The organism is Azoarcus taiwanensis, assembly GCF_012910885.1.
Taxonomy (GTDB): Bacteria; Pseudomonadota; Gammaproteobacteria; order Burkholderiales; family Rhodocyclaceae; genus Azoarcus_F; species Azoarcus_F taiwanensis.
This window is the reverse complement of sequence record NZ_WTVM01000012.1, coordinates 1-21,317: the sequence shown is the minus strand read 5'-3', so window position 1 is coordinate 21,317 and position 21,317 is coordinate 1. Positions and strand designations below refer to the sequence as shown.

The window sequence follows — 21,317 nt, the reverse complement described above, 5'->3', positions numbered from 1 at the left end:
GCGCATTCTAACCGCGCACGCCCTGACAGCGCGCTGCGGTGATCACTGTTCGTATTCCTCGACCTGCATGCCGCGCATCTGGTAGCCAGCCGAGCCCATGTCGGAATCGAAGCGCGACACCATGATCACGCCATTGACCCACACCGGCAACATGTTCCAGCGCGCCGGGATGGGCTTGTCGGGCATCACGTGGATCAACTGGTTGGCCGGCGGCGGCGGCACATGGATACAGGCCCCGAAGTATGGCACCAGCAGAAACTCGTAGATGTACTCGCCGTCGCCCTCGAGCGGCACGACAAAACCGGGAATACGCAGACGCTGGCCGTCGAGTCGCTCGACGACCGGCGCCTCGCTCCACAGCGCAAGAATCTTCTCCATGAGCTCGACGGCCCGAGGGTCGTAATCGTCCAGCTCGGCGAACTCGTCGTCGTCAAACAAATCGGAGAACAACTCCTCGGGCAACCAGTCCGGAGGAATGAGATCATCCCAGGTGACCGAGCGGAAGCCGTCGATCTCGCCGATCCCCTGGGTTTCGAGGCGATCACCGATCTCGAAGTCGCCACCTTGTTGCGCCCAGGCGGCAGCGGACAACAAGCCCAACACACACGCCCAGACCAGGGCACGCCATCTCTGCATAAGCATTTCAGATCCTGACCGACATTCCGTCGGCGAGAGAATACCGGTAAGCCCTGAAACCCGGAACCAGACTGGCAACGAAGGCCGCACTCATGACGGCTCCCAACAGCATCCATTCACCGTGACTGGGCCAGCCGGCGCTCAACAGCAAACCATGACGCGCCTCCAGCCAGGGCCCGACCAGCAACGCACCGGATTGCACCATCGCGAAGCCAACGCCACAACCGATCAGGCCGATCAACGCGCTCTCCAGTGCGAGGAGACCGAACACATGAGCGGGAGACGCCCCCATGGCTCTTAAGATGGCCAACTCCCGTCTGCGTTCCCCGAGACTGGCGATGACCACCGCGACCAGTCCGGCCAGGCCGACGAGCACGACGATCGCCGACACCGCGAGCAGTGCGCGCTCCACCACACCGATCACCGACCACAATTGCTGTAGCGTCGCGCCTGGCAAAATGGCCATGAGGGGTTCGTCAGGGTAGGTGTTGACGAAGCGCTGCACACGAAACACCGCAACCCGCGAATTCAGCCCCACGAGCGCCGCGGTCACTGCCTTCGGACGCAAATCGAAACGGTGGAGCTGCTCGGTCGGGATACTCACACCAGGAATACGCGCACCGCCCACCCAGTCGACATGAATCGCCTCGATCGCTTCGAGGCTGACGAAAACCGAGCGGTCCACCGGGGTGCCGGTACGCTCGAGAATGCCGACAATGGTGAAGGGTCGGTCATCATGGTCCGCAAAGGCCACCTCGCCCGCACCGTGGCTCACGACGATGGACTGCCCGACCCGGTAGCCGAACCGCGCGGCGACTTCGGCTCCGACTACGGTATCGAACAAGTCGGAGAAGGGACGACCCTCGGCGAACCCGATCTCGCGACCACGGCCGTAGCGATAGCGCTCGAAGAACTCGGCACTGGTACCGACGACACGGAACCCACGGTGGGAGTCGCCCAGCGAGATCGGCACCAGCCATTCGACCTGAGGATGCTCGGCAATCGCCTCGATGCTGTGCCAGGACACGTTATTGGTCGCATCCCCGATGTGGAACACCGAATACAGCAGCAGCTGTACCGCGCCACTGCGGGCCCCGACGATGAGATCGGTGCCGGAGATGGTTTGTGCAAAGCCCTCGCGCGCGTCATGGCGCAGACGCTCGACGCCCAGCAGCATCGCCACTGCCAACGCAATCGCGAGCGCCGTCAGCGAAACGGTCAGGCGCCGATTGGCGATGCTGCGCAGAGTGAGATGCAAGAGCACGCTCATCCGGGTGCCCTCCTCCCGACATGATTGATATCCCGCAACTCAACCAGACGTTCGAAGCGCCTGCTCAGGCGATGGTCATGACTGACGAACAGCAGCGTCGTACCGGCGGCATCGCATTCTGCGAGCAACAGATCGAGAAAGCGTTGCTGGCGGTCGGCATCCAGCGCCGAGGTCGGCTCATCCGCGATGACCAGACCAGGTCGCCCGATCAATGCCCTGGCCGCCGCTACCCGCTGCTGCTGACCGACCGAGAGTTCTGAAGCAGGCCGGTCGAGCAAGCCAGCTTCCAGGTCGAGCCGTTCGGCGAGACGACGCGCCTCGGCCGGGGCCGGCACCTCGAGCCGGGACACCCGCTCGCACGAGAAGCGACACGGCAACAGGATGTTGTCGAGCGCAGTGAGATACGGCACAAGATTGAACATCTGAAACACGAAGCCGATGTTGGCCGCGCGGTAGCGGTCCCGTGCCCGCGCGGAAAGAGCCGCAAGATCCTGGCCCAGTACGACAATGCGCCCAGCGCCGGGCTCGAGCACCCCGGCCACCAGCGACAGCAGCGTGGACTTGCCGCTGCCGCTCGGTCCGTGCATGAACACCCGTTCGCCCCGGCTCACCTTGAAATCGGGCACGTCCAGGCAAACTCCGCCAGCGCCCGGCCACGCGAAAGTCAGGTCCGCTATGGCGATCGCCGAAGCCTCACGGGTGTTCGTATCGTCATCCATCAAAGTGGAATCCGGCTCCCGCTGCGGTCGAGTCTTGTCGCACCCTGCCCGGACGGCGTCGCGGTCTCTACACGAATCGTGTGGATTCTGGGGAAGGCCTCGGACAGACCGACCTCGATGGCGTCGAGTGCCGAGGGGTTTGCACATTCGAGCTGATACACCACGTAGAGGTCGGCATGCGCGTGATCGTGATCGTGATCGTGATCGTGGTCGTGGTCGTGGTCGTGGTCGTGGTCGTGGTCGTGGTCGTGGTCGTGATCGTGGGTCTCGGAGTACGGCGATTCGAGCTGCACTTCCGCAATCACGCACCCGGCCGCACCGGGCACCGAAAACAGCGAAGCAAAGTCGCGCAAGCGGGCTTCTGCGTCGGCCAGGGCCTGCTTCTGGGCTTCGGTTCGCGGCGCGTGCTCGAAGCCGACGATGTTGTCCATGGGGCTGTCGAACTCCACCAGCAGGGTGCCATCGTCGAGTGCCACGCGCAAATCGGCCACGCCGTGTTCATGCGCGCCATGCTGATGGCTGCCATGATCGTGGCTGTGGCTATGGCCGTGGTCATGGGCGGCAAGCGGCGAGGCGAACGCGGCACACACCGCCAGGGCGGTCATACGGGGAAAGGGCAGGACAGGGCTTCTCATTGGCTTCTCCAGAATCGTCTTTGAGGTCGGCTCCCGTCGGAGCGCTCGAATCGATCGATCGACAACCGACCGGACAACGGCCCGCATCTTTCGCACAGGCCAAGCCGATCTGCTGCAAAGCAAAATGCTACAATGTTGCATTGGCGAACACAAACACGAAAAGTGAATCATTCCGTCTCGCACGAACACCCTGCCGATGAACAGGCAGCCGGGCACAGGCATGAACACACACACCCGCGGCATGGTGTCATCGGATTCACGCTGATGAGCAGCGGAGTGCTGCCCCGCCTCGCGGTCGCGGCGGTCGCCGCGGCCATTCTCTGGGCGTGCATCGCCTGGGCGCTCTGACTCCGCAAGCTGCCATGTCCGAACCCGTGATCCGCTTCCGAAACCTCACACTCGGCTACGACCGTCATCCTGCGGTGCATCACCTCAGCGGTGAAATCCGCCCCGGCGCCCTGCTCGCGGTGGTCGGCCCCAATGGCGCCGGCAAATCGACTCTGCTCAAGGGTCTGGTGGGCGAGACCCTCCCTCTGCAGGGCGGGTTCGAACTGGGCATACCCGCCGACGAGATTGCCTACCTGCCGCAGATCAGCGACATCGACCACAGCTTCCCGGTGAGCGTCTTCGACATGGTCGCGATGGGACTGTGGAGGCGCGTGGGCGGCTTTGGTGGGCTGCGCCGGCAGGACATCGAAAGGGTGCATCACACCCTGGCCAAGGTCGGCCTCGCCGGTTTCGAACAGAGACAGATCGGCAAGCTCTCCGGCGGGCAACTGCAGCGGGCCCGGTTTGCCCGGATGATGCTTCAGGACTGCCGTCTGCTGCTGCTCGACGAACCGTTCAACGCCATCGATTCACGCACCACCGACGACTTGCTTTCCCTCATCGCCAACTGGCATGCAGAGGGTCGTACGGTCCTGGCCGTGCTACACGATCTGGAGCGAGTCGGGCGTTATTTCCCGGAATGCCTGCTGATCGCGCGGGAGCTGATCGCCTTCGGTCCGACCGCCGAGGTGTTGACGTCAGCCAATCTCGCACGCGCCCGGGTACTGGCAGAGCAGTTCGAGGAAGACGCACCGGTTTGCCACCGGCACCCGGACGAGACGCCAGTCTGATGTTCGAGTTCTTCGTCGCGCCCTTTCTGGAATTCGAGTTCATGCGTCGCGCGCTCGCGGGCTCGCTCGCACTCGCGCTCGGTGCGACCCCGATCGGGCTTTTCCTCCTGCTCCGTCGCATGAGTCTCATGGGCGACGCGATGTCGCACGCGATCCTGCCCGGCGCCGCGCTCGGCTATCTCGCCTTCGGTTTATCGCTGGGGGCGATGACCATCGGCGGTATCGTCGCCGGCATCATTGTCGCGATGGCCGCCGGACTGGTCGCACGCGCCTCGATCCTCAAGGAAGACGCCAGCCTTGCCGCGTTCTACCTGATGTCACTCGCCGCCGGCGTGCTCATCGTGTCGCTGCGCGGACGCAACCTGGATCTGCTGCATGTGCTGTTCGGATCGGTACTCGCGCTCGACGATGCTTCCCTGCTTCTGATCGCCTCGATCACCACGCTGACCCTGTTCGCACTCGCCCTGCTCTACCGCCCGTTGGTGCTGGAATGCTTCGACCCCGGTTTTCTGCGCGGGGTAAGCCGGCTCAGCCCGGTCGCGCACTATGGGTTTCTGATCCTCGTGGTGCTCAATCTGGTCAGCGGATTTCACACCCTCGGCACCCTGATGGCGGTGGGTATCATGATCCTGCCGGCAGCCGCCGCGAGATTGTGGGCGACCCGCCTGCCGACCATGATTGCCTCGTCCGTAATCATCGCGCTGGCCAGCGGCGCGGCCGGTTTGCTGACCTCGTTTCACGCCGACGTGCCGGCCGGCCCGGCCATTGTGCTGGCCGCAGGCATCGCTTATGTGTTGTCGCTAATCCTCGCGCCCGGTGGCTTGATCGGGCCACGCCTATACCGTCGTCCGCACCTCGAGTACTAGTCCCAACATGAACATGACGCCCCACCTCACCCGCATCCGGCGCGCGCTGCTCGCCCTTCTCACAGCACTCCTGCCGATCTCGGCCCACGCCGCGACACTGCAAGTGGTCGCCAGTTTCAGCATTCTCGCCGACATCGTGCGCGAGGTCGGCGGCGAGCGGGTCGAGGTCACCAGCATCATCGGAGCGGACCAGGACGCACACGGCTTCCAGCCCCGCCCGTCGGACGCACGCGTGTTGCAGCGTGCGGATGTGGTGGTCGCCAATGGCCTGGGCTTCGACGCCTGGATTGAGCGGCTCGCGCGCTCTGCCGGCCACGCAGGTGAAATCGTCATCGCCAGCGATGGCATCGAGGCGCTGGAGGACAGCGGGCATCACGGACATCACCATGGCCATGAGCACGACCACGGCCCACTCGACCCTCACGCCTGGCAGAACGTCTCGAACGTGCGGATCTACGCGCGCAACATTGCCGAAGCCCTTCAGACGGCGGATCCTGATGGCGCACCCGATTATCAGGCCCGGCTCGCGCGCTACGACGTGGCACTGGCTGCGCTCGACGCCGAGATCCGCAGCACGTTGTCTACCCTTCCTGCCAATCGGCGCAAACTGGTCACCTCTCACGACGCCTTTGGCTACTTCGGCCAGGCCTACGGCCTGAAGGTGATTGCCGCAGCCGGCATCAGTTACGAATCCGAACCGTCGGCCGCTGGAATCGCTCGGCTCATCCGGCAGCTTCGCCGCGAGAACGTACCGGTGGTATTCGTCGAGAACATCGCTGATCCGCGCCTGATCGATCGCATCGCCCGCGAAGGTGGTGCGCGGGTCGGCGCCACCCTCCACTCCGACGCGCTTTCAGGTCCCGACGGCGACGCGCCGACCTACATTGAGATGATGCGCGCCAATCTCGCCGCGATCATGGACGGACTCGGCAGCATGCCCGCCGCCGAATCAGCGCGATGAGGCCGCCAGCAGCGCCCCGGCCGAAACGAACAGACCGCCGAACACGCGGTTCTGCATCCCGATCATGTTCGGGCTGTGAAACCACGCGCTGCAGCGCCCGGCCAGCAGCGCATAGCCGGACATCACGATCAGATCGACCCCGACCATAGTCAGGCCGATGATCAGGAACTGAGGCAGCTGTGGCTGCGACGGCATGACGAACTGCGGCACGAAGGCGACGATGAAGACCAGCCCCTTGGGGTTGGTGAGGTTCACCAGCACACCTTGCAGATAAAAGCCTCGGCCCTTTCGCGACGGCAGGGCATTCTCGTCAATCTCCTCGACCGGCGCCCGCCATTTCTGAATCCCCAACCATACGAGATAGAGCGCGCCGGCAATCTTCAGCGCGAGAAACGCCATGTCGGAGGCGGCGAGCACCGCGCCGAGACCGAGCGCGACGATGCTCAGATGGATGAGCAGGGCGGTCTGCAGGCCCGAGATCGCTCGCAGCGCATTCGAATAGCCGTGCCGCATTCCGGTGGCGATGCTCAGCACCGCACCGGGCCCCGGCGTTACCGAAATCACCACCGAAGCCACCAGAAAGGCCAGCCACATGTTCCAGGTCATTGGGAAGGCTCTCGTTCGTTCAGAAGAAGACCGTGTGGAGCATTTTCAGGCACAGTGCGACAAGCAGGCCTGCGAACACTTTTTTCAGGGTCGTCACCGGCAGCTTGTGCGCGAGCCGGGCGCCGAGTGGCGCAGTGTAGACACTCGCAACGCTGAGCAGCACGAAGGCCGGCAGGTTGACGAAACCGAAACTGAAGTCCGGCATGCCTTCGGCCGACCAGCCGTTCACCAGATAGCCCACGGTTCCAGCAATCGCGATCGGCAGCCCGATCGCCGCCGAGGTACCAATGGCGTTGTGCACCTTGACGTTGCACCAGGTCATGAAAGGCACCGACAGCGAACCGCCGCCAATCGCCACCAGCGCCGATACGCCGCCGATACCGGAGCCGACCGCAGTCATACCCACCGGACCGGGCAGGTCGCGACTGGGCTTGGGCTTGACGTTGAGCAGCATCTGGACCGAGACGTAGGCCATGAAGCACGCGAAAAACACCGCCAGCGGCTCGGACGGCACCCGCGAGGCGATGAAGGTCGCGCCGAAGGTGCCCACCAGGATGCCGGGGGTGATCGTACGCACTATGTCCCAGCGCACCGCGCCATGACGATGGTGGGCACGCAGGCTGGCGAAGGAGGTCAGCACAATGGCGGCCATGGAGGTGCCGAGCGCGAGGTGAACCACCTTGTCCATCGGAAAACCCTGCATCACGAACAGGGTGGTGAGCACCGGCACCATGATGCCGCCGCCGCCCACGCCGAGGAGGCCGGCGAAGAATCCGACGAAAGCACCCAGAAACAGGTAGCTGAACCACCAGGGATCGAAGAACATCTGCGGACCGTGAGAAAAGACGTCATACGGGATGACGAAAAAAAGAGAGGCGCGAATCCACGCGCCTCACTTTCTGTTGGCCCCCCGCCTGTGCCGTTTCCGCCGGGCATCCTGAACCGGTGGTTCAGGGTGGTCGCTTTCCTTCCGCATCAGGCTCACCCGGCTTGGGGCGTGCACACCAGCGGTTTCAAGGGTCCGCAACCATGTCTCTCGACATTGGTTCAAGGAATCTACGGCTTCAACGAACACTGCAGGGGATTGACCCTTGCACACACCCCGAACAATGGCTCAGAAGAGTTTTTCCTGCTGAGCCAGAACACCGTCGAGGCGCGTATTCATGAGTTCGATTCTACGCTTCAACCCCGGCATGTCAAACCCTCCGGCGCGCTGAAACTGCAGGAACTCGTGGGCGATATTGAGCGCGGTCATGACCGCGAGCTTCTCGCCAGCAGCGCTGGTGCGTGAGGCTGCTTCGCGCAGTTTTCCGTCAAGAAAGGAAACCGCTTCGAGCAGCCTCTCGCGCTCGTCGGGCTTGCACGCCACCCGATATTCCTTGCCGAACAGCTTGATGTCCAGGGTCTGGTTATCCATGTCAGGCCTCCGGCAGACGTTCGAGGATGGTCTCGAGCTTTTCGGTCGCGAGTGCGACCTTTTCCGAGAGACGCCGGTTGTGCGCCTCGAGCGCCACCACCCGCTCGGCAAGTTCGCGCCGTTCGCGCTTGCCCGCCTCGTAGAGGCCGATGAGCTGTTCCAGCTGCGCCTCGAGTCTGCTGAGTTCGTTATCCATGGCGTCCGATAGTAGTTGGCTGGTTTCGGGCGGTCAATATGACTGGGTAATGGACGACCCGGACCAGGCCGGATCGTCCGGTCCGAGTCACCGCTGCACTTGGGTCACGTCGCGCACCGCCCCGGTGTCAGCGCTGGTGGTGAGCGCCGCATAGGCCTGCAGGGCGGCACTGACGAAACGCTCTCGATTGGCCGGTTTCCAGGCCGCAGCACCACGCGCTTCCATGGCCGCACGACGCACGGCAAGCACATCGTCCGCCACTGCGAGCCGAATGCTTCGCGCGGGAATGTCGATCTCGATGACGTCACCCTCCTCGACGAGCGCAATGGCACCGCCACAGGCGGCTTCGGGAGAGGCATGGCCGATCGACAAACCGGATGTACCCCCGGAGAAACGACCGTCGGTCAGCAACGCGCAGGCTTTGCCCAACCCCTTGGACTTCAGGTAGCTGGTCGGGTAGAGCATCTCCTGCATGCCCGGCCCGCCCTTGGGCCCTTCGTAGCGGATGACGACTACGTCGCCCGCTACGATCTGGTCGTCGAGAATCGCCTCAACCGCTGAATCCTGGCTCTCGAAGACCCGCGCCCGCCCCTTGAACACCCAGATCGACTCGTCGACCCCGGCGGTCTTCACGATGCAGCCCTTCTCAGCGATGTTGCCGTAAAGCACCGCCAGCCCACCATCGGCGCTGAAGGCATTGGCCTTGTCACGGATCACGCCGCCGGTGCGATCGAGATCGAGCTCCTTCCAGCGCCTGTCCTGGGAGAACGCCTGCTGCGTCGGCACACCACCGGGTGCGGCACGGTAGAAGTCGAACACGGCGGTGTCGTGCGCATGCATTACGTCCCATTGATGCAGGGCTTCGCCAAGCGTGCGCGAGTGCACCGTCGGCACATCGGTGTGGAGCAGCCCCGCGCGGTCGAGTTCGCCGAGAATGCCCATGATGCCGCCAGCCCGGTGAACATCCTCGATATGGACATCCGGCACCGCGGGCGCGACCTTGCACAGGCAAGGCACCGTGCGCGAGATGCGATCGATGTCCTTCATCGTGAAATCGACCTGGGCTTCACGCGCCGCCGCGAGCAGATGCAACACGGTGTTGGTCGAGCCGCCCATGGCCACGTCCAGGGTGACCGCGTTCTCGAAGGCCTTGAAACTGCCGATCGAGCGCGGCAGTACACTCTCGTCGTCCTGCTCGTAATAGCGGCGGGCCATGCCGACGATGCGACGACCCGCGTTGCGGAACAGCTGCTCGCGATCGGCGTGCGTTGCCAGCACCGTGCCATTTCCGGGGAGCGACAGCCCGAGCGCTTCGGTGAGGCAGTTCATCGAATTGGCGGTGAACATGCCCGAGCATGAGCCGCAGGTGGGGCAGGCCGAGCGTTCAATCTCAGCCACTTCCTCGTCCGAGCAGCTGTCATCGGCGGCCTTGACCATGGCGTCCACCAGGTCAATTGCGAAGACCTTGTTCTCCCACTTGACCTTTCCAGCCTCCATCGGGCCGCCCGAGACGAAAATCGTCGGGATGTTGAGCCGCATCGCGGCCATCAGCATGCCCGGGGTGATCTTGTCGCAGTTCGAGATGCACACCAGCGCATCAGCGGTGTGGGCATTGACCATGTACTCGACGCTGTCCGCGATCAGTTCGCGCGAGGGCAGGGAGTACAGCATGCCGCCATGCCCCATCGCGATCCCGTCATCGACCGCGATGGTGTTGAACTCCTTGGCGACGCCGCCCGCCGCCTCGATCTCTCGAGCGACCAGCTGACCCAGGTCCTTGAGGTGAACATGGCCGGGCACGAACTGGGTGAAGCTGTTGGAGATGGCGATGATCGGTTTCTCGAAGTCGCCGTCCTTCATCCCGGTGGCACGCCACAGGGCGCGGGCGCCGGCCATGTTGCGGCCTGCGGTCGATGTGCGTGAGCGATATTGGGGCATGGTGTCCTCGACTTGTGCGCAGCGTGGTTTGTTTAACCGCTCAATTCTAGCAGGCTGTCGGGCATGGCCGGGAAGCGCGCGGGCGCAGATCCCGCTCCGGGTCAGCTATCATCTGCTCCGACAGCGACTCACTTGGACCCTGAGAACCCCATGGACAACGACCGACAGAACGAAGGCTTCGATCTCGACGAAACCGAGATCCGCGTATTGGGCGTACTCATAGAGAAGGCTTTTCTGACTCCAGACAACTATCCGATGTCGATCAATGCGATCACCACCGGGTGCAATCAGCAGACGGCCCGTGACCCGGTGATGCGTCTGGCCGATGCCGAGGTGCAGGATGCCATCGACCGCCTGAGCGCGCGCCGGCTGGTGTCACAGCGCGATTCGGCAAGTGCCCGGGTACCGAAGTACGAGCACCTGGTGCGACTGCGCTTCTCACTGCCACCCGCGGAACAGGCCTTGCTCGCCCTGCTGATGTTGCGCGGCCCGCAAACCGCAGGCGAGCTGCGCCAGCGCGCGGAGCGCATGCACAACTTCGCCGACATCGCCGCTGTCGAGGCTGCGCTCGAACACCTTGCCGACAAGTTTCCACCGATGGTCACGACGTTGCCACGCGCGCCCGGAACGAAGGAGCCCCGTATCGCCCACCTGCTCGGCGGCGAACTTTCCGAGGATGAGCTTGCCGAAGCCGCACAGCGCGCCGCTACCGACCGCAGCCGTGCCTTCTCCGGCAGCGCCGAACTGGCCGCCGAGGTGGCGCGCCTGCGCGAGGAAGTCGCCGAGCTGCGCGAAGCCTTCGCCCAGTTCAAGGCGCAGTTCGAATAATCCCTACGGAAAACCGCATGCTGATGCACCCGCAGTTCGACCCGGTCGCCATCGCGATCGGCCCGGTCTCCATTCACTGGTACGGGCTGATGTATCTGCTGGCCTTCGTGCTTTTCATCGTGCTTGGCCGCACTCACGCAAAGCGCAGGCCAGAGCTTGGCTGGGATGCGCGGGCGATCGACGACTTGCTGCTCTATGGCGTGCTCGGCGTGATCATCGGCGGCCGGCTTGGCGAGGTGTTGTTCTTCAATCCGGGTTATTACCTGTCGAACCCACTTGAGATCTTCGCCATCTGGCGCGGCGGAATGAGCTTTCACGGCGGTTTTCTCGGCGTGCTGGTGGCAATGGCGCTATACGCCCACAAACACGGCCGGAGCTTCTGGGCGGTCACCGACTTCATCGCGCCGCTGGTTCCGACCGGCCTCGCCGCCGGACGCATCGGCAACTTCATCAATGGCGAGTTGTGGGGGCGCCCGGTGACCAGCGAACTCCCCTGGGCGATGGTGTTTCCGTGGGTCGACGCGCTACCAAGGCATCCATCGCAGCTCTACCAGGCACTGGGCGAGGGTTTGCTGCTATTCGTGATCCTGTGGCTCTACGCAGCGAAACCCCGCCCGCTCAAGGCGGTGTCTGCGGTGTTTCTGGTGGGCTATGGTAGCTTGCGCTTCATCGCCGAGTTCTTCAGAACGCCGGATCCTGGCATTTTCGGCACGCTGAGCCTCGGTTTGAGCACCGCTCAGTGGCTGTGTGTCCCGATGATTGTGGTCGGGATCTGGCTGTGGCTGAGGGTTCGCGGAGAGGCGCCATTTTCACGCGTCTGACGCTCGCCTTTTTGTAGCTTCAGGCGAGTGCGGCGAGCGTTGCGCCCAACGCCGAAGGCGTGGCGACGCGGTCGGCCCCGACCGCCCTGACCGCCAAGGCCTGCATCGAATCGAGCGACGGCACGAGAGAAACGATGAGCGCATTCGGTGCGATGCGCTTGAGCATGCCCAGCAGGCGCGCAGGTTCGTCGGGAATCAGGCGCGAATCGAGCACCATGACTTCCGGCCGGGAGTGAAAGTAGAGTCTCACTGCCTCGGTCTCCGTGTCCGCGTGCCCCACCAGCTCGATCTCTGCGCAAGCCGATGCAAGGCGTGCAACCACTTCGCCATGCGCCGCAGCCGACGTCACAAGCGCAACCCGCAAACGTGGCCGTCGGTTGTTGTCGTTGGGCAGAGAGGAAAGCTCCTGATGCATTCTCGATATCCTGATGCGATATGCGCAATGATGCTACAAACCACAACAGAATGACATCAGGGATTTGACAGAGAGTGTTAACTTGGTCACTCGAGATCGGCGGAAACCAGGCCGGTGCGAATCGCGTAGCGGGTCAAGCCCGCGACATCGTAGATCTCGAGACGCTGCATCAACTGCGCACGATGGGTTTCGACGGTCTTGACGCTGATGTGCAGGCGCTCGGCGATTTCGCGGCTGCTGCGCCCCTCCGCGATGAGCTGAAGAATTTCGCGCTGACGTCCCGTCAAGATGCGATCACCTTCGTCCTGTCGCATCAGGTCGGCGGCCAGCAGGTTCGATGAAAGCGGTGGTGACAGGTAGCGCTGTCCGGCCGCCACGCTGTTCAAGGCGTGCTCGAGCGTCTCGGGTGCGACGTCCTTGATCACGTAACCAGCAACGCCTCGTGCCAGCGCCTGGCGCACATGGTGCTCGGTGGCATGCATCGACAACACCAGCACCTTGCTCTCCGGGAGCATCCGCGTGATACGTTCGGCAGCCTCGAGGCCATCGAGTTCGGGCATGCTGATGTCGAGAAGCACGACGTCAGGCGCAAGCTGCCGGGCCATAGCGACCGCCTGACGCCCATCGGCGGCCTCGCCAATGACCTCGAATCCGGCAAAGCTGTTGACCAGGGAACGAATTCCGCTTCGTACCAATGCATGGTCGTCGACAACCAGTACGGTTCGTCTCAGCCCGCTCATGGCTGCATACCCGGCTCGATCGGCAGCGCGGCGGTAATCCGCGTACCCTGGCCGACGACACTGCCCAGGGAAAAACGTCCGCCGACCAGTGCGACCCGTTCGCGCATTGCCATCAGGCCGAAGCCAGCGCTGCCATCAGGAGCCGGATCGAAACCCTGACCGTCGTCAGTCACGACGATTTGAAGGCAATCCGGCTGACACTCCAGACTGACACAGATCGTCGAGCACCCCGAGTGGCGCAACGCATTCGAGACCGACTCCTGCACCAATCTGTACGCGTTGGTCACAAGCTCGTCGGGCAAGGCGCCGAGCCGGTCGACACCATCGAGCAGAATGCACACGTCGGCACGCTCCTCCTGACGGCGGCAATACCACTCAAGCGCAGCGCCCAGGCCCATGTCGTCCAGCAGCGTCGGGCGCAGATCCAGCGCCCGCTCCCGCACCCGTGCGAGGGTGTCATCCAGCAGCGTCAGGCAATCCGCTACCCTTCGCGAGACGTCCGCAGCCTGCGGATCGCGGCCGATCGCATGAACATTGAACTTGATTGCGGTGAGCCGCTGTCCGAGCTCGTCGTGCAGTTCGCGCGCCAGCCTGCCACGCTCATCCTCCTGAACGGACAGCAGACGCGCCGACAGCTCCTCGAGCCGCGCCATTGCCCTGACCTGTTCGTCGATGTCGAGATAGGTGCCGATCACACGGCTCGCATTGCCGCCGGGGTCACGCTCGACGATTTGTCCGACCGAACGGAACCAGCGGTAATGGCCGTCGCGGGTACGCATGCGGAACTCGATCGCGTAGTCATCTCGCCTGCCGTCAAGATAGTCGCGAAAGCAACGTCGCACCCGCTCCCGATCGTCGGGATGAAGACGCGCGACGAAGGCGGCGCGGGTCTCAGCGAACTCCTCAGGGCGGTAGCCAAGCAGCCGCGCGACTTCATCATTGCTCCCGACGATTTCCTCGCCTCGACGGAAGTCCCACAAACCCAGCCCGGTCGCCTTCATGGCGAGGCGCAGGCGCGTCTCGCTGTCCTCGAGGGCCTTACGCGCCTGGTTTTCTTGAGTCGTTTCCATATCGGTTGCGCACGTGCGCGCGGGTTTTGTTTCCATGCCGAATGACGCACAAGTAGTATGAGCAAGAATGAACGATGAACCGACTGCGCGCTTATCGCTCTCAAGGGTCGACAGTACAACGCCTGGTCAATCGGAAGCGAGACGACGCACCGATCGGACCGGCCAACCGAACAGGAGTCATCATGGCAAGCAGTCTCGTCGCGCGCGGCCTCTCCAAGGTCCGGGAAATAGTCGCCAGCGCCACCAGTCTGGTCGGCGAGTCACCCGAGCGAATGCTCGAGCGCGTCCGGCAGCAATTGCAGGAATGCGCCGAAAATCGCGGTGGCGAGGTGTCGACGCGGCAACGCGCCGCACGCCTGGCCCAGACTTACCTTGAGCTGGATGACGCAGGTCGCCTTGCCTTTCTGCGCATGATTGCGCTCGAGTTCGGCCCCGACCCTGCACGTATCGCCGAAGCTCACGCCGATTATCAGGCCGCGCTCGGCACCGACGCTCAATGGGAAGCCGAGGGCCGTCTGCGCGAGGCGACCGCATCGGCGCGCCTGCGGATTCTCACGCAATTCAATGCCATCGCCCAGGGTGTGAAGTTCCTTGTCGACATGCGCGCCGACCTGTTGCGCCATCTGCGCAAAGCGCCGGAGCTTGCGGTGCTCGATCATGAACTTGAAGCCGCGCTCACGACATGGTTCGACGTCGGCTTCCTGGAGCTTACCCGGCTCACCTGGCATTCACCGGCCGCGCTGCTGGAGAAAATCGTCGAATATGAAGCGGTCCACGAAATCTCGTCATGGCGCGACCTCAAGAACCGACTCGACGCCGACCGCCGCTGTTACGCCTTCTTCCATCCACGCATGCCGATGGAGCCTTTGATCTTCGTCGAGGTCGCACTGCTCGAGGATCTCGCCGACAACGTTCAGAGTCTGCTCGACGAGCATGCACCGGTATTCGATTCGTCCCGCGCGACCACTGCGATCTTCTACTCGATCAGCAATACGCAACCGGGGCTGCGCGGGGTCTCGTTCGGCAACTTCCTGCTGAAGCGAGTGGTGGACGATCTCAAGCGCGACTTTCCAAAACTCAAGACCTTCGCCACGCTGTCGCCGATACCGGGCCTGACAAGCTGGGCCCGTGGCAACCGCGACAAGGTGCTCGCGGCATTCAGCACAAGCGACTGGAAGCGCCTGGCCGAAGCGGGCATCGACGGACCCCAGGCGCCATTGCTTGAGTCGGTACTCGCAGGCGAACACCTGCCAGAGCACGACACGGCCCTCTCCCGTGCGCTGCGCCCGCCATTGACCCGGGTCGCCGCCCGTTACCTGCTGGGCGAGAAGAAGGGCGTTCGCCCGCTCGACCCGGTCGCCCGCTTTCATCTGGGCAACGGCGCACGAGTCGAAAGACTGAACTGGATGGCTGACCGTTCGGACAAGGGCATCGCGCAGTCCTGGGGCATGATGGTGAACTATCTTTACGACCCGGACCGCATAGAGGAAAACCTCGAGGCACATGCTGAAGACGGTCGAATCGATGCCACCGCTTCACTGCGCAGGCTGCTTGATCACTAGTATTTCCGACGCGGCCATGGCTGCGGTCGCCGACGCACATAATTTTTTATGCATATCTTATGCCGTGGGCGATAAGCTAAACTCGTGTTCATTTCTGTGGGCGTTTTCACGAACCCGCTCGTGTCAGGGCGAGGGTACGCCTGCCTGGGGCCCGCCTTGCGCTTGTCGTCCACTCGATCATCGATACGATTTCGGCTTCTGCTTGCCAGCACGCTGGTGCAGGTCGCGTTATTGTCCCTGTTGATATTCAATAGTGTCCGGTTGATGCAGGAGGCAACCGAGGCAAGCCTCGAGGTCATGGTCGAGCAGAATGCCTCCATGCTTCACGCGCTCGCCACGGCGTACGGTGAGCAACGTCGCTTCGAGGCGATGCAGGATGTGCTCGGGGAACTGTTGCTCGACGCCAACGAGGGCCTTGTCTATGTTCGGGTCGTCGACGCCGACGGTGTCGCTCTCGTGACTGCCGGCATGCCGCAGATGCAGGAGCTGCCCGAAGCACAACGCAGCCCGACCCTGCAGCGCGGCAACGGGTCTCAACACCTGATCCACATCCGCACCCCCCTGCTCCTTGAAGGCAACACGGTCGGCTTTCTGCAGTTCGGCGTTTCGGCTTCGGTCCTGGCGATCGCGCAGCAGGCGATCTTCCGCCAGGGCGCAATGATTGCGCTCGCAGAGATCATTCTCACCCTTCTACTGTTGTCGAGCATCGGCTACCTCCTCACCCGCAACCTTCGCCGCCTCCTCGATGGCAGCCTTGCACTGGCCGAGGGCCGACTGGCGCACCGGATTCCCGAGAAGGGCAACGACGAATTGTCGGACCTTGCCAAGCGCTTCAACCTCATGGCCGACAGCCTGCAGGCACGGATAGACGAACTCGACCAGACCGCGAGCAAGCTGCGAGGCAGTGAAGAGCGCTACGCGCTTGCGATGAAAGGCGCAAACGACGGATTGTGGGACTGGGACATCCCCGCAAAGACCCTTTACGTTTCGCAACGTTTCAGCGACATCTTCGGCCTTCCGCAGGGCGCCTCCAAGATCTCCCAGGACGAGATCCCGAAGCGGATGAACCCGGCCGAACTCGACTCGCGGCGCGAGTAGCTCATCGCTCACCTCAAGGGCTATTCCAATCAGTTCAAGACCGAGCTGCAAGTCACCTTGCCGGACGGTCAGACCCGCTGGGCGCTTGTGCGTGGCGTGGCCCTGAGAGGCGAAAACGGCCGTGCCTATCGAATGGCAGGCTCCATAAGCGACATCCACCTGCAGAAGCTGGCCGAAGAACAACTCGTTCACGATGCCTTCCACGACAAGCTCACCTCACTCCCGAACCGAGCGCTCTTCATGGAGCACCTTGGCGGTGCGCTCGGGCGTCGGGCGACCAATCGCAGATTCGTCTTCGCGGTGCTTACGATCAACCTCGAAAGATTCCACCTCGTCAACGACAGCTTCGGACACGCCGCGGGTGACGAACTGCTGCGTGAAGTTGGCGACCGAATCTCACGCACGGTTCGGCGGGGCGACATCGTCGCGCGCATTGGTGGAGACCAGTTTGCGGTGCTGGCCAACGATATCGGATCCGAGGAAGAGGGCTTGCGAATTGCGGAACTACTGCGCGAGGCCATTTCCGCCCCGGCTCGCATCGGCAATGACGCACACGCGTTTTTCCCCAAGGTGCATATCGGTGTAGCTCTGGTTGAGGATCACGACTCAAAACCGGAAAGCCTGCTGAGAGACTCCGACAACGCCCTGCATGAGGCAAAGCGCAGCGGCGATTCCGCAGTCGCCGTGTTTCATGCGTCAATGCATTCGAAAGCACTGCGCACGCTGAAACTCGAAGCCGATCTGAGAAACGCGATGCTCACGCGAGGCATCGACATCCACCTGCAGCCCATCGTATCGCTCGCCGACCAGCGGCTCAGCAGTTTCGAGGCATTGGCCCGGTGGGTTCACCCGGAGCTCGGGATTCTTCTGCCCGAGGATTTCATCCCGATCGCAGAAACACGGGGACTGATTCAGCAAGTCAGTCTGCGCACAGTGCAGCAGGCATGCAAGGTGCTCAAGAAATGGCGGGAGGCACAACCTGAGCGACCACTTGTGCCGATCAGCATCAACCTCTCGGCCGTGCAACTGGCCAATCCGGCATTGGTGCACGCATTGATCGAACGTGCCCAGGACACCGGCTTGCCACCCGATTGCCTCCGTTTCGAGATAACCGAGAGCGTGCTTGCGGACCTGACGGGGTCGGCCCAGCAATCCGTCGACGAGCTCCGCAACGCGGGCTTCCAGATCATGATCGACGACTTCGGCACCGGATACTCCGCACTGAGCTACCTGCACTCGATCCCCTGCGACCTGATCAAGTTCGACGGTGCATTCATCCGACGCATCGCGGACGACGAGCGATTGCGCACGATCGTGCAACACAGCATCGAGCTCGCGCATGACCTGGGCATGAAAGTCATCGCCGAATGGATCGAGGACGAGCGGCAGTTGGTCATCCTGCGCGACCTTGGCTGCGACTATGGACAGGGCTACCTGTTCGGCAAGCCCATGCAGACCGGACAAGCTCACGAAATGTGGTTGGCGCGCGGCGAAGGAGATCGAGATTGAAACACTCACTGCTGAAGATCACGGCGCTTGGCCTGATGCTTGGCGCCACCCCGATCACGGGCGTCTCGGCCAGCGACTGGCATTTTTCGGGCTTCGGCACGCTGGGCGCGGTGAAGACAGACGATGACAAGGTCTATTTCAATCATCCGGCAAGAACACGCACCCGACCATCTCGCATCGACGTTGGCGCTGATTCGTCTCTCAATGTCCAGGTGATTCGGCGTTTCACCACCAACACGTCGGCGACAGTGCAGGTGAGCATTGCCGATCGCCACGGACGTGAGTACCGACCACGCGTCAACTGGGCCTTCATCAGCCACGATCTCACACCGGGACTCACGCTGCGCGGCGGACGCTTGCGGGCACCATTCTTCATGCTCTCCGACAGCATGGACGTCAACTATGCGCACATCTGGATGCGGCCACCGGTTGAGGTCTACGGGCTGAACCCCTTCAACGAGGTTGTCGGACTCGACATGTTGTACCGGAGGCGCGTTGGCCCGGGCGGACTTCACCTCGAAGTCCAGCCCTTTCTTGGTGCAGAGAGCACGATACGCTTTCCGCAAGGCAGCGGCCGACTCAACAGGATGGCCGGATTGTCGCTCGGCCTGGAAGGCAGCGGCCTGCAATTCCGGATCGGCCATGCCCAGGGGCGCCTGGCGATTCGTTACGGAGATCCGCTCCATAGCATGGTTGAACTGGCCGCACCTTCGGTCGCTCCGCAACTGAGCGGCCGCGACGCGACGGCGCGCTTCACCTCCATCGGCGCACAATGGGAGGGTGACCGCCTCCACCTCAGCGGAGAGATTGCGCGACGGCAGGTCGACCGATTCGTGACATCCTCCACCGGCTGGCATGTGACCGCAGGGTATCGGTCAGGAAACATCACGCCCTTCGTCACCTACGCGGAGAACAAACGGGATCGATCCGTAGCGCCCCGTTATCCATCCAGCCCGCTACTCGAGGCCTACCGCGCATCACGGAGCAATGCCCAGCGCAGCCTGAGCGTCGGCGCCAGATGGGATGTCGGCCCCGACATCGCCGTGAAAGCGCAGTGGACCCGAACCAAGGTTCGGCGAAAAGCATGGGGCGCTTTCTTCCCAGCCAACGATCGCAGCGGGATAACACCGAGTGGCCGCAGGCTGGACACCCTAGGCCTTTCGATGGATATCGTATTCTGAGCCGAGCCATGCGGTGTCTCCTGCTATCGATCCTGATCGGTCTGGTGTCGATACTGAACGTCCATGCCCGCGCGGACGAACAGATTGCATTGGTATCCGGCATGGATGGCGCGGTAGCCATGATCAGTCGCGAAGAGGCTGAGGAACTCTATTCCGGGCGTACGAGCTCACTGCGCGACGGCACACCGGTGCGCCTCCTGGACCAACCCCCCGGGCAGCTTCGCGATAGCTTCTATGAGGCACTCATCCGCAAGAACGCACTTCAAACCAGAGCACATTGGTCGCGCATGGTCTTTTCCGGTCGAGCCCGCCCGCCTCAACAACTTACGGGCACCGCCAGTGTCAGCGCCGTCGTGAAGGCCGACCCCAACGCCATTGGCTACCTGCCCGCGAACGAGGTTGCGGAAGGCATCCGGATCCTGCTTTTGCTGCCTTGAGCACGCGGGGAGACTTGGTCGTTCCTCCGACTGGCACGAGTTCCGTGCCCTTCGTCACACAGCGCATCGAAATTTCTGCTTGACCTGACCCCGCTCCTGTATTTAAATGCCAATCATTCTTATTTGTGTTTGGACAACCGAATGCATTCCAGTCAACCGGTAACGCCTGACCCCTCAAGCTCGGATCCACTGACCGCGATGCGCGACGGAGACGAGCATATCGAGGCGACCCCGCTTCACAGCGAGGTGATCCTGAAGGGCCGTACCAGCGTCACCATCGATCATGAAGGCACGCGCTACACCCTGCGAACCACGCGTGCCGGAAAGCTGATTCTCACGAAATAGGGCGACCACCATGTACATCTGCGTCTGCAACGCCGTCACCGAGCGCCACATCGAGCACGCCGTGAAACAGGGTGCCCGCCGCATGCGAGACCTCAGGCAGAACCTGGGCGTGACAACCGAGTGCAATCGTTGCGCAACCTGCGCCAAGCAGTGTCTGAACAGCGCGCTGGAGCGATCCGACGCCGCGCAGGACAGCCTCGCAGTCCGCGCATTACAGGCCCTGACCGGCGGCGCCCCCGGGTTCGAACCCCAAGCATCGTGAAACTTTTGGCATGACCATGAACCCGGCCCGAAACGCACACCCTCCATCAGGCTGCACATCCTCATCGGTGTTCGCGATGCTTCGACAGTCGATCGTTCGTGCCCATCCGGCGCACTCGCCACGAGCTTTCGCCCCAGTGCGTACCACGGTCCTGCTGCTGGTGATGGGTTTGGTAGCCGAACTCATCCTCCGCTGACCGGCCCACGTCGGGATACGCAGTAACACGATGCAATCGACCCTGAGTCTTTCACCTTCGCCCACGCTTTACGCAGACCTGACCAACGCCGCCGAGACGCCACGCGGGGTCAAGTTCGCCCTCCCCCCGAGGTCGACGGGGCGAGACCACGTCGCGGTGACCTGCAGCAGCAAGCGCGAGCGCAGGCTCGTGCTCCTGCTCGTCTGTACGCTCCACATCGCCGGGGCTTTCGCACTCACACATCTCGCTGTCAGCCAGCCCGTCGTCATCGCAGCGCCCATTTCGATTGCGCTCATTGCGGGCCCCGACGCTGCCGGTGAGACATCCGACCCAGTAAGCGACAGCTTCCCGGTCGCAGAAAGCCATGACCTCGCCTCGCCTCCCACGCCGGTTTTGACGCCACCACCGCCCGCGCCTGAGCCAGTCGTGCAGCCGACGCCAGAGCCCGTCATCGAAACGCCCCCGCCCAAACCCGAACCAAAGCCTGAGCC

The 21,317-nt window shown here is 63.1% G+C and carries 24 protein-coding genes, 1 other RNA gene and 2 pseudogenes; 14 read left to right on the top strand and 13 right to left on the bottom strand.

Going from position 1 to position 21,317, the window contains the following annotated elements:
* Nucleotides 1-42 precede the first annotated feature (42 nt).
* Genes GPA21_RS03390 through GPA21_RS03375 form a run of 4 tightly spaced genes read right to left on the bottom strand, consistent with a single transcriptional unit; the run spans nt 43 to nt 3,260 of the window.
* Nucleotides 43-642: a DUF3299 domain-containing protein gene (locus GPA21_RS03390; RefSeq protein ID WP_168986805.1), complete on the bottom strand. Its 600-nt coding sequence runs from the start codon at nt 640-642 to the stop codon at nt 43-45.
* Nucleotide 643: 1 nt separating this feature from the next.
* Nucleotides 644-1,906, bottom strand: a complete 1,263-nt coding sequence (locus tag GPA21_RS03385) for an ABC transporter permease (RefSeq protein ID WP_168986804.1) — start codon at nt 1,904-1,906, stop codon at nt 644-646.
* A complete protein-coding gene (locus GPA21_RS03380) occupies nt 1,903-2,625 on the bottom strand; it encodes an ABC transporter ATP-binding protein (protein ID WP_168986803.1) in 723 nt (240 codons plus the stop codon). Before GPA21_RS03380 ends, GPA21_RS03385 begins: the two co-directional genes overlap by 4 nt.
* Nucleotides 2,625-3,260, bottom strand: a complete 636-nt coding sequence (locus GPA21_RS03375) for a DUF2796 domain-containing protein (RefSeq protein ID WP_246261735.1) — start codon at nt 3,258-3,260, stop codon at nt 2,625-2,627. The genes GPA21_RS03380 and GPA21_RS03375 overlap by 1 nt, the downstream gene beginning before the upstream one ends.
* 162 nt (nt 3,261-3,422) lie before the next feature.
* On the opposite strand from GPA21_RS03375, the gene GPA21_RS03370 reads away from it, so the two are divergent.
* From GPA21_RS03370 to GPA21_RS03355, 4 genes and pseudogenes are all read left to right on the top strand, one after another.
* Nucleotides 3,423-3,608 carry a hypothetical protein gene (locus GPA21_RS03370; RefSeq protein ID WP_168986801.1) on the top strand — a complete coding sequence of 62 codons (186 nt, stop codon included), beginning with the start codon at nt 3,423-3,425 and terminating at the stop codon, nt 3,606-3,608.
* A gap of 95 nt (nt 3,609-3,703) precedes the next feature.
* Nucleotides 3,704-4,378 (top strand): annotated as a pseudogene (locus GPA21_RS03365) (metal ABC transporter ATP-binding protein); the annotation flags it as partial.
* The gene (locus GPA21_RS03360; RefSeq protein ID WP_168986799.1) at nt 4,378-5,244 is read left to right on the top strand and encodes a metal ABC transporter permease; all 867 of its coding nucleotides are present in this window, start codon (nt 4,378-4,380) and stop codon (nt 5,242-5,244) included. The pseudogene GPA21_RS03365 and the gene GPA21_RS03360, both read left to right, overlap by 1 nt.
* 7 nt (nt 5,245-5,251) lie before the next feature.
* A complete protein-coding gene (locus GPA21_RS03355; RefSeq protein ID WP_339379790.1) occupies nt 5,252-6,205 on the top strand; it encodes a metal ABC transporter substrate-binding protein in 954 nt (317 codons plus the stop codon).
* On the opposite strand, the gene rhtB is transcribed toward GPA21_RS03355, so the two are convergent.
* The 6 genes from rhtB to ilvD all read right to left on the bottom strand — a co-directional run bounded on the left by rhtB (nt 6,194) and on the right by ilvD (nt 10,362).
* Nucleotides 6,194-6,811 carry a homoserine/homoserine lactone efflux protein gene (rhtB, locus tag GPA21_RS03350; protein ID WP_168986798.1) on the bottom strand — a complete coding sequence of 206 codons (618 nt, stop codon included), beginning with the start codon at nt 6,809-6,811 and terminating at the stop codon, nt 6,194-6,196. The genes GPA21_RS03355 and rhtB overlap by 12 nt on opposite strands.
* A gap of 19 nt (nt 6,812-6,830) precedes the next feature.
* Nucleotides 6,831-7,637, bottom strand: coding sequence for a sulfite exporter TauE/SafE family protein (locus GPA21_RS03345; protein WP_168986797.1), 807 nt, complete (start codon nt 7,635-7,637; stop codon nt 6,831-6,833).
* A gap of 77 nt (nt 7,638-7,714) precedes the next feature.
* Nucleotides 7,715-7,897: non-coding RNA, 6S RNA (gene ssrS / locus GPA21_RS03340), on the bottom strand.
* 28 nt (nt 7,898-7,925) lie between these two features.
* The gene (locus tag GPA21_RS03335; protein ID WP_168986796.1) at nt 7,926-8,228 is read right to left on the bottom strand and encodes a cell division protein ZapA; all 303 of its coding nucleotides are present in this window, start codon (nt 8,226-8,228) and stop codon (nt 7,926-7,928) included.
* Nucleotide 8,229: 1 nt separating this feature from the next.
* Complete coding sequence (locus GPA21_RS03330) at nt 8,230-8,424, bottom strand: hypothetical protein (RefSeq protein ID WP_168986795.1); 195 nt, start codon at nt 8,422-8,424, stop codon at nt 8,230-8,232.
* 87 nt (nt 8,425-8,511) lie between these two features.
* Nucleotides 8,512-10,362 (bottom strand): dihydroxy-acid dehydratase, encoded by a 1,851-nt coding sequence (gene ilvD, locus GPA21_RS03325; protein WP_168986794.1) that lies wholly within the window; start codon nt 10,360-10,362, stop codon nt 8,512-8,514.
* Nucleotides 10,363-10,512: 150 nt separating this feature from the next.
* Here ilvD and GPA21_RS03320 point away from each other — a divergent pair, with 150 nt between their 5' ends.
* Both GPA21_RS03320 and lgt read left to right on the top strand, forming a co-directional pair.
* Nucleotides 10,513-11,190, top strand: coding sequence for a YceH family protein (locus GPA21_RS03320; RefSeq protein WP_168986793.1), 678 nt, complete (start codon nt 10,513-10,515; stop codon nt 11,188-11,190).
* A 17-nt stretch (nt 11,191-11,207) separates the two neighbouring features.
* Entirely contained in the window at nt 11,208-12,011 is an 804-nt protein-coding gene (lgt, locus tag GPA21_RS03315; RefSeq protein WP_168986792.1) for a prolipoprotein diacylglyceryl transferase, read from the top strand.
* Between the two features lie 19 nt (nt 12,012-12,030).
* Here the strand turns inward: lgt and GPA21_RS03310 are convergent, their stop codons facing one another.
* From GPA21_RS03310 to GPA21_RS03300, 3 genes are all read right to left on the bottom strand, one after another.
* Nucleotides 12,031-12,426: a response regulator transcription factor gene (locus tag GPA21_RS03310; RefSeq protein WP_168986791.1), complete on the bottom strand. Its 396-nt coding sequence runs from the start codon at nt 12,424-12,426 to the stop codon at nt 12,031-12,033.
* Nucleotides 12,427-12,512: 86 nt separating this feature from the next.
* Nucleotides 12,513-13,166, bottom strand: a complete 654-nt coding sequence (locus GPA21_RS03305; RefSeq protein ID WP_168986790.1) for a response regulator — start codon at nt 13,164-13,166, stop codon at nt 12,513-12,515.
* Nucleotides 13,163-14,236 (bottom strand): sensor histidine kinase, encoded by a 1,074-nt coding sequence (locus GPA21_RS03300; protein WP_168986789.1) that lies wholly within the window; start codon nt 14,234-14,236, stop codon nt 13,163-13,165. Before GPA21_RS03300 ends, GPA21_RS03305 begins: the two co-directional genes overlap by 4 nt.
* 182 nt (nt 14,237-14,418) lie before the next feature.
* Between GPA21_RS03300 and GPA21_RS03295 the strand changes: the two genes are divergently transcribed.
* The 8 genes and pseudogenes from GPA21_RS03295 to GPA21_RS20595 form a co-directional block, all read left to right on the top strand.
* Entirely contained in the window at nt 14,419-15,798 is a 1,380-nt protein-coding gene (locus tag GPA21_RS03295; protein ID WP_211163401.1) for a malonyl-CoA decarboxylase, read from the top strand.
* 264 nt (nt 15,799-16,062) lie between these two features.
* Entirely contained in the window at nt 16,063-16,896 is an 834-nt protein-coding gene (locus GPA21_RS20810) for a HAMP domain-containing protein (RefSeq protein WP_246261733.1), read from the top strand.
* A 132-nt stretch (nt 16,897-17,028) separates the two neighbouring features.
* On the top strand, nt 17,029-18,405 hold the full coding sequence (locus tag GPA21_RS20805; RefSeq protein WP_246261731.1) for a putative bifunctional diguanylate cyclase/phosphodiesterase: 1,377 nt from the start codon (nt 17,029-17,031) through the stop codon (nt 18,403-18,405).
* A complete protein-coding gene (locus GPA21_RS03285) occupies nt 18,402-19,586 on the top strand; it encodes a hypothetical protein (protein ID WP_168986788.1) in 1,185 nt (394 codons plus the stop codon). Before GPA21_RS20805 ends, GPA21_RS03285 begins: the two co-directional genes overlap by 4 nt.
* Before the next feature lie 8 nt (nt 19,587-19,594).
* Nucleotides 19,595-20,023 (top strand): hypothetical protein, encoded by a 429-nt coding sequence (locus GPA21_RS03280; protein ID WP_168986787.1) that lies wholly within the window; start codon nt 19,595-19,597, stop codon nt 20,021-20,023.
* Between the two features lie 141 nt (nt 20,024-20,164).
* Complete coding sequence (locus GPA21_RS03275; RefSeq protein WP_246261729.1) at nt 20,165-20,368, top strand: hemin uptake protein HemP; 204 nt, start codon at nt 20,165-20,167, stop codon at nt 20,366-20,368.
* 10 nt (nt 20,369-20,378) lie between these two features.
* Entirely contained in the window at nt 20,379-20,630 is a 252-nt protein-coding gene (locus GPA21_RS03270; protein ID WP_168986786.1) for a (2Fe-2S)-binding protein, read from the top strand.
* 226 nt (nt 20,631-20,856) lie between these two features.
* Nucleotides 20,857-21,317, top strand: a pseudogene (locus tag GPA21_RS20595) (hypothetical protein); the annotation flags it as partial.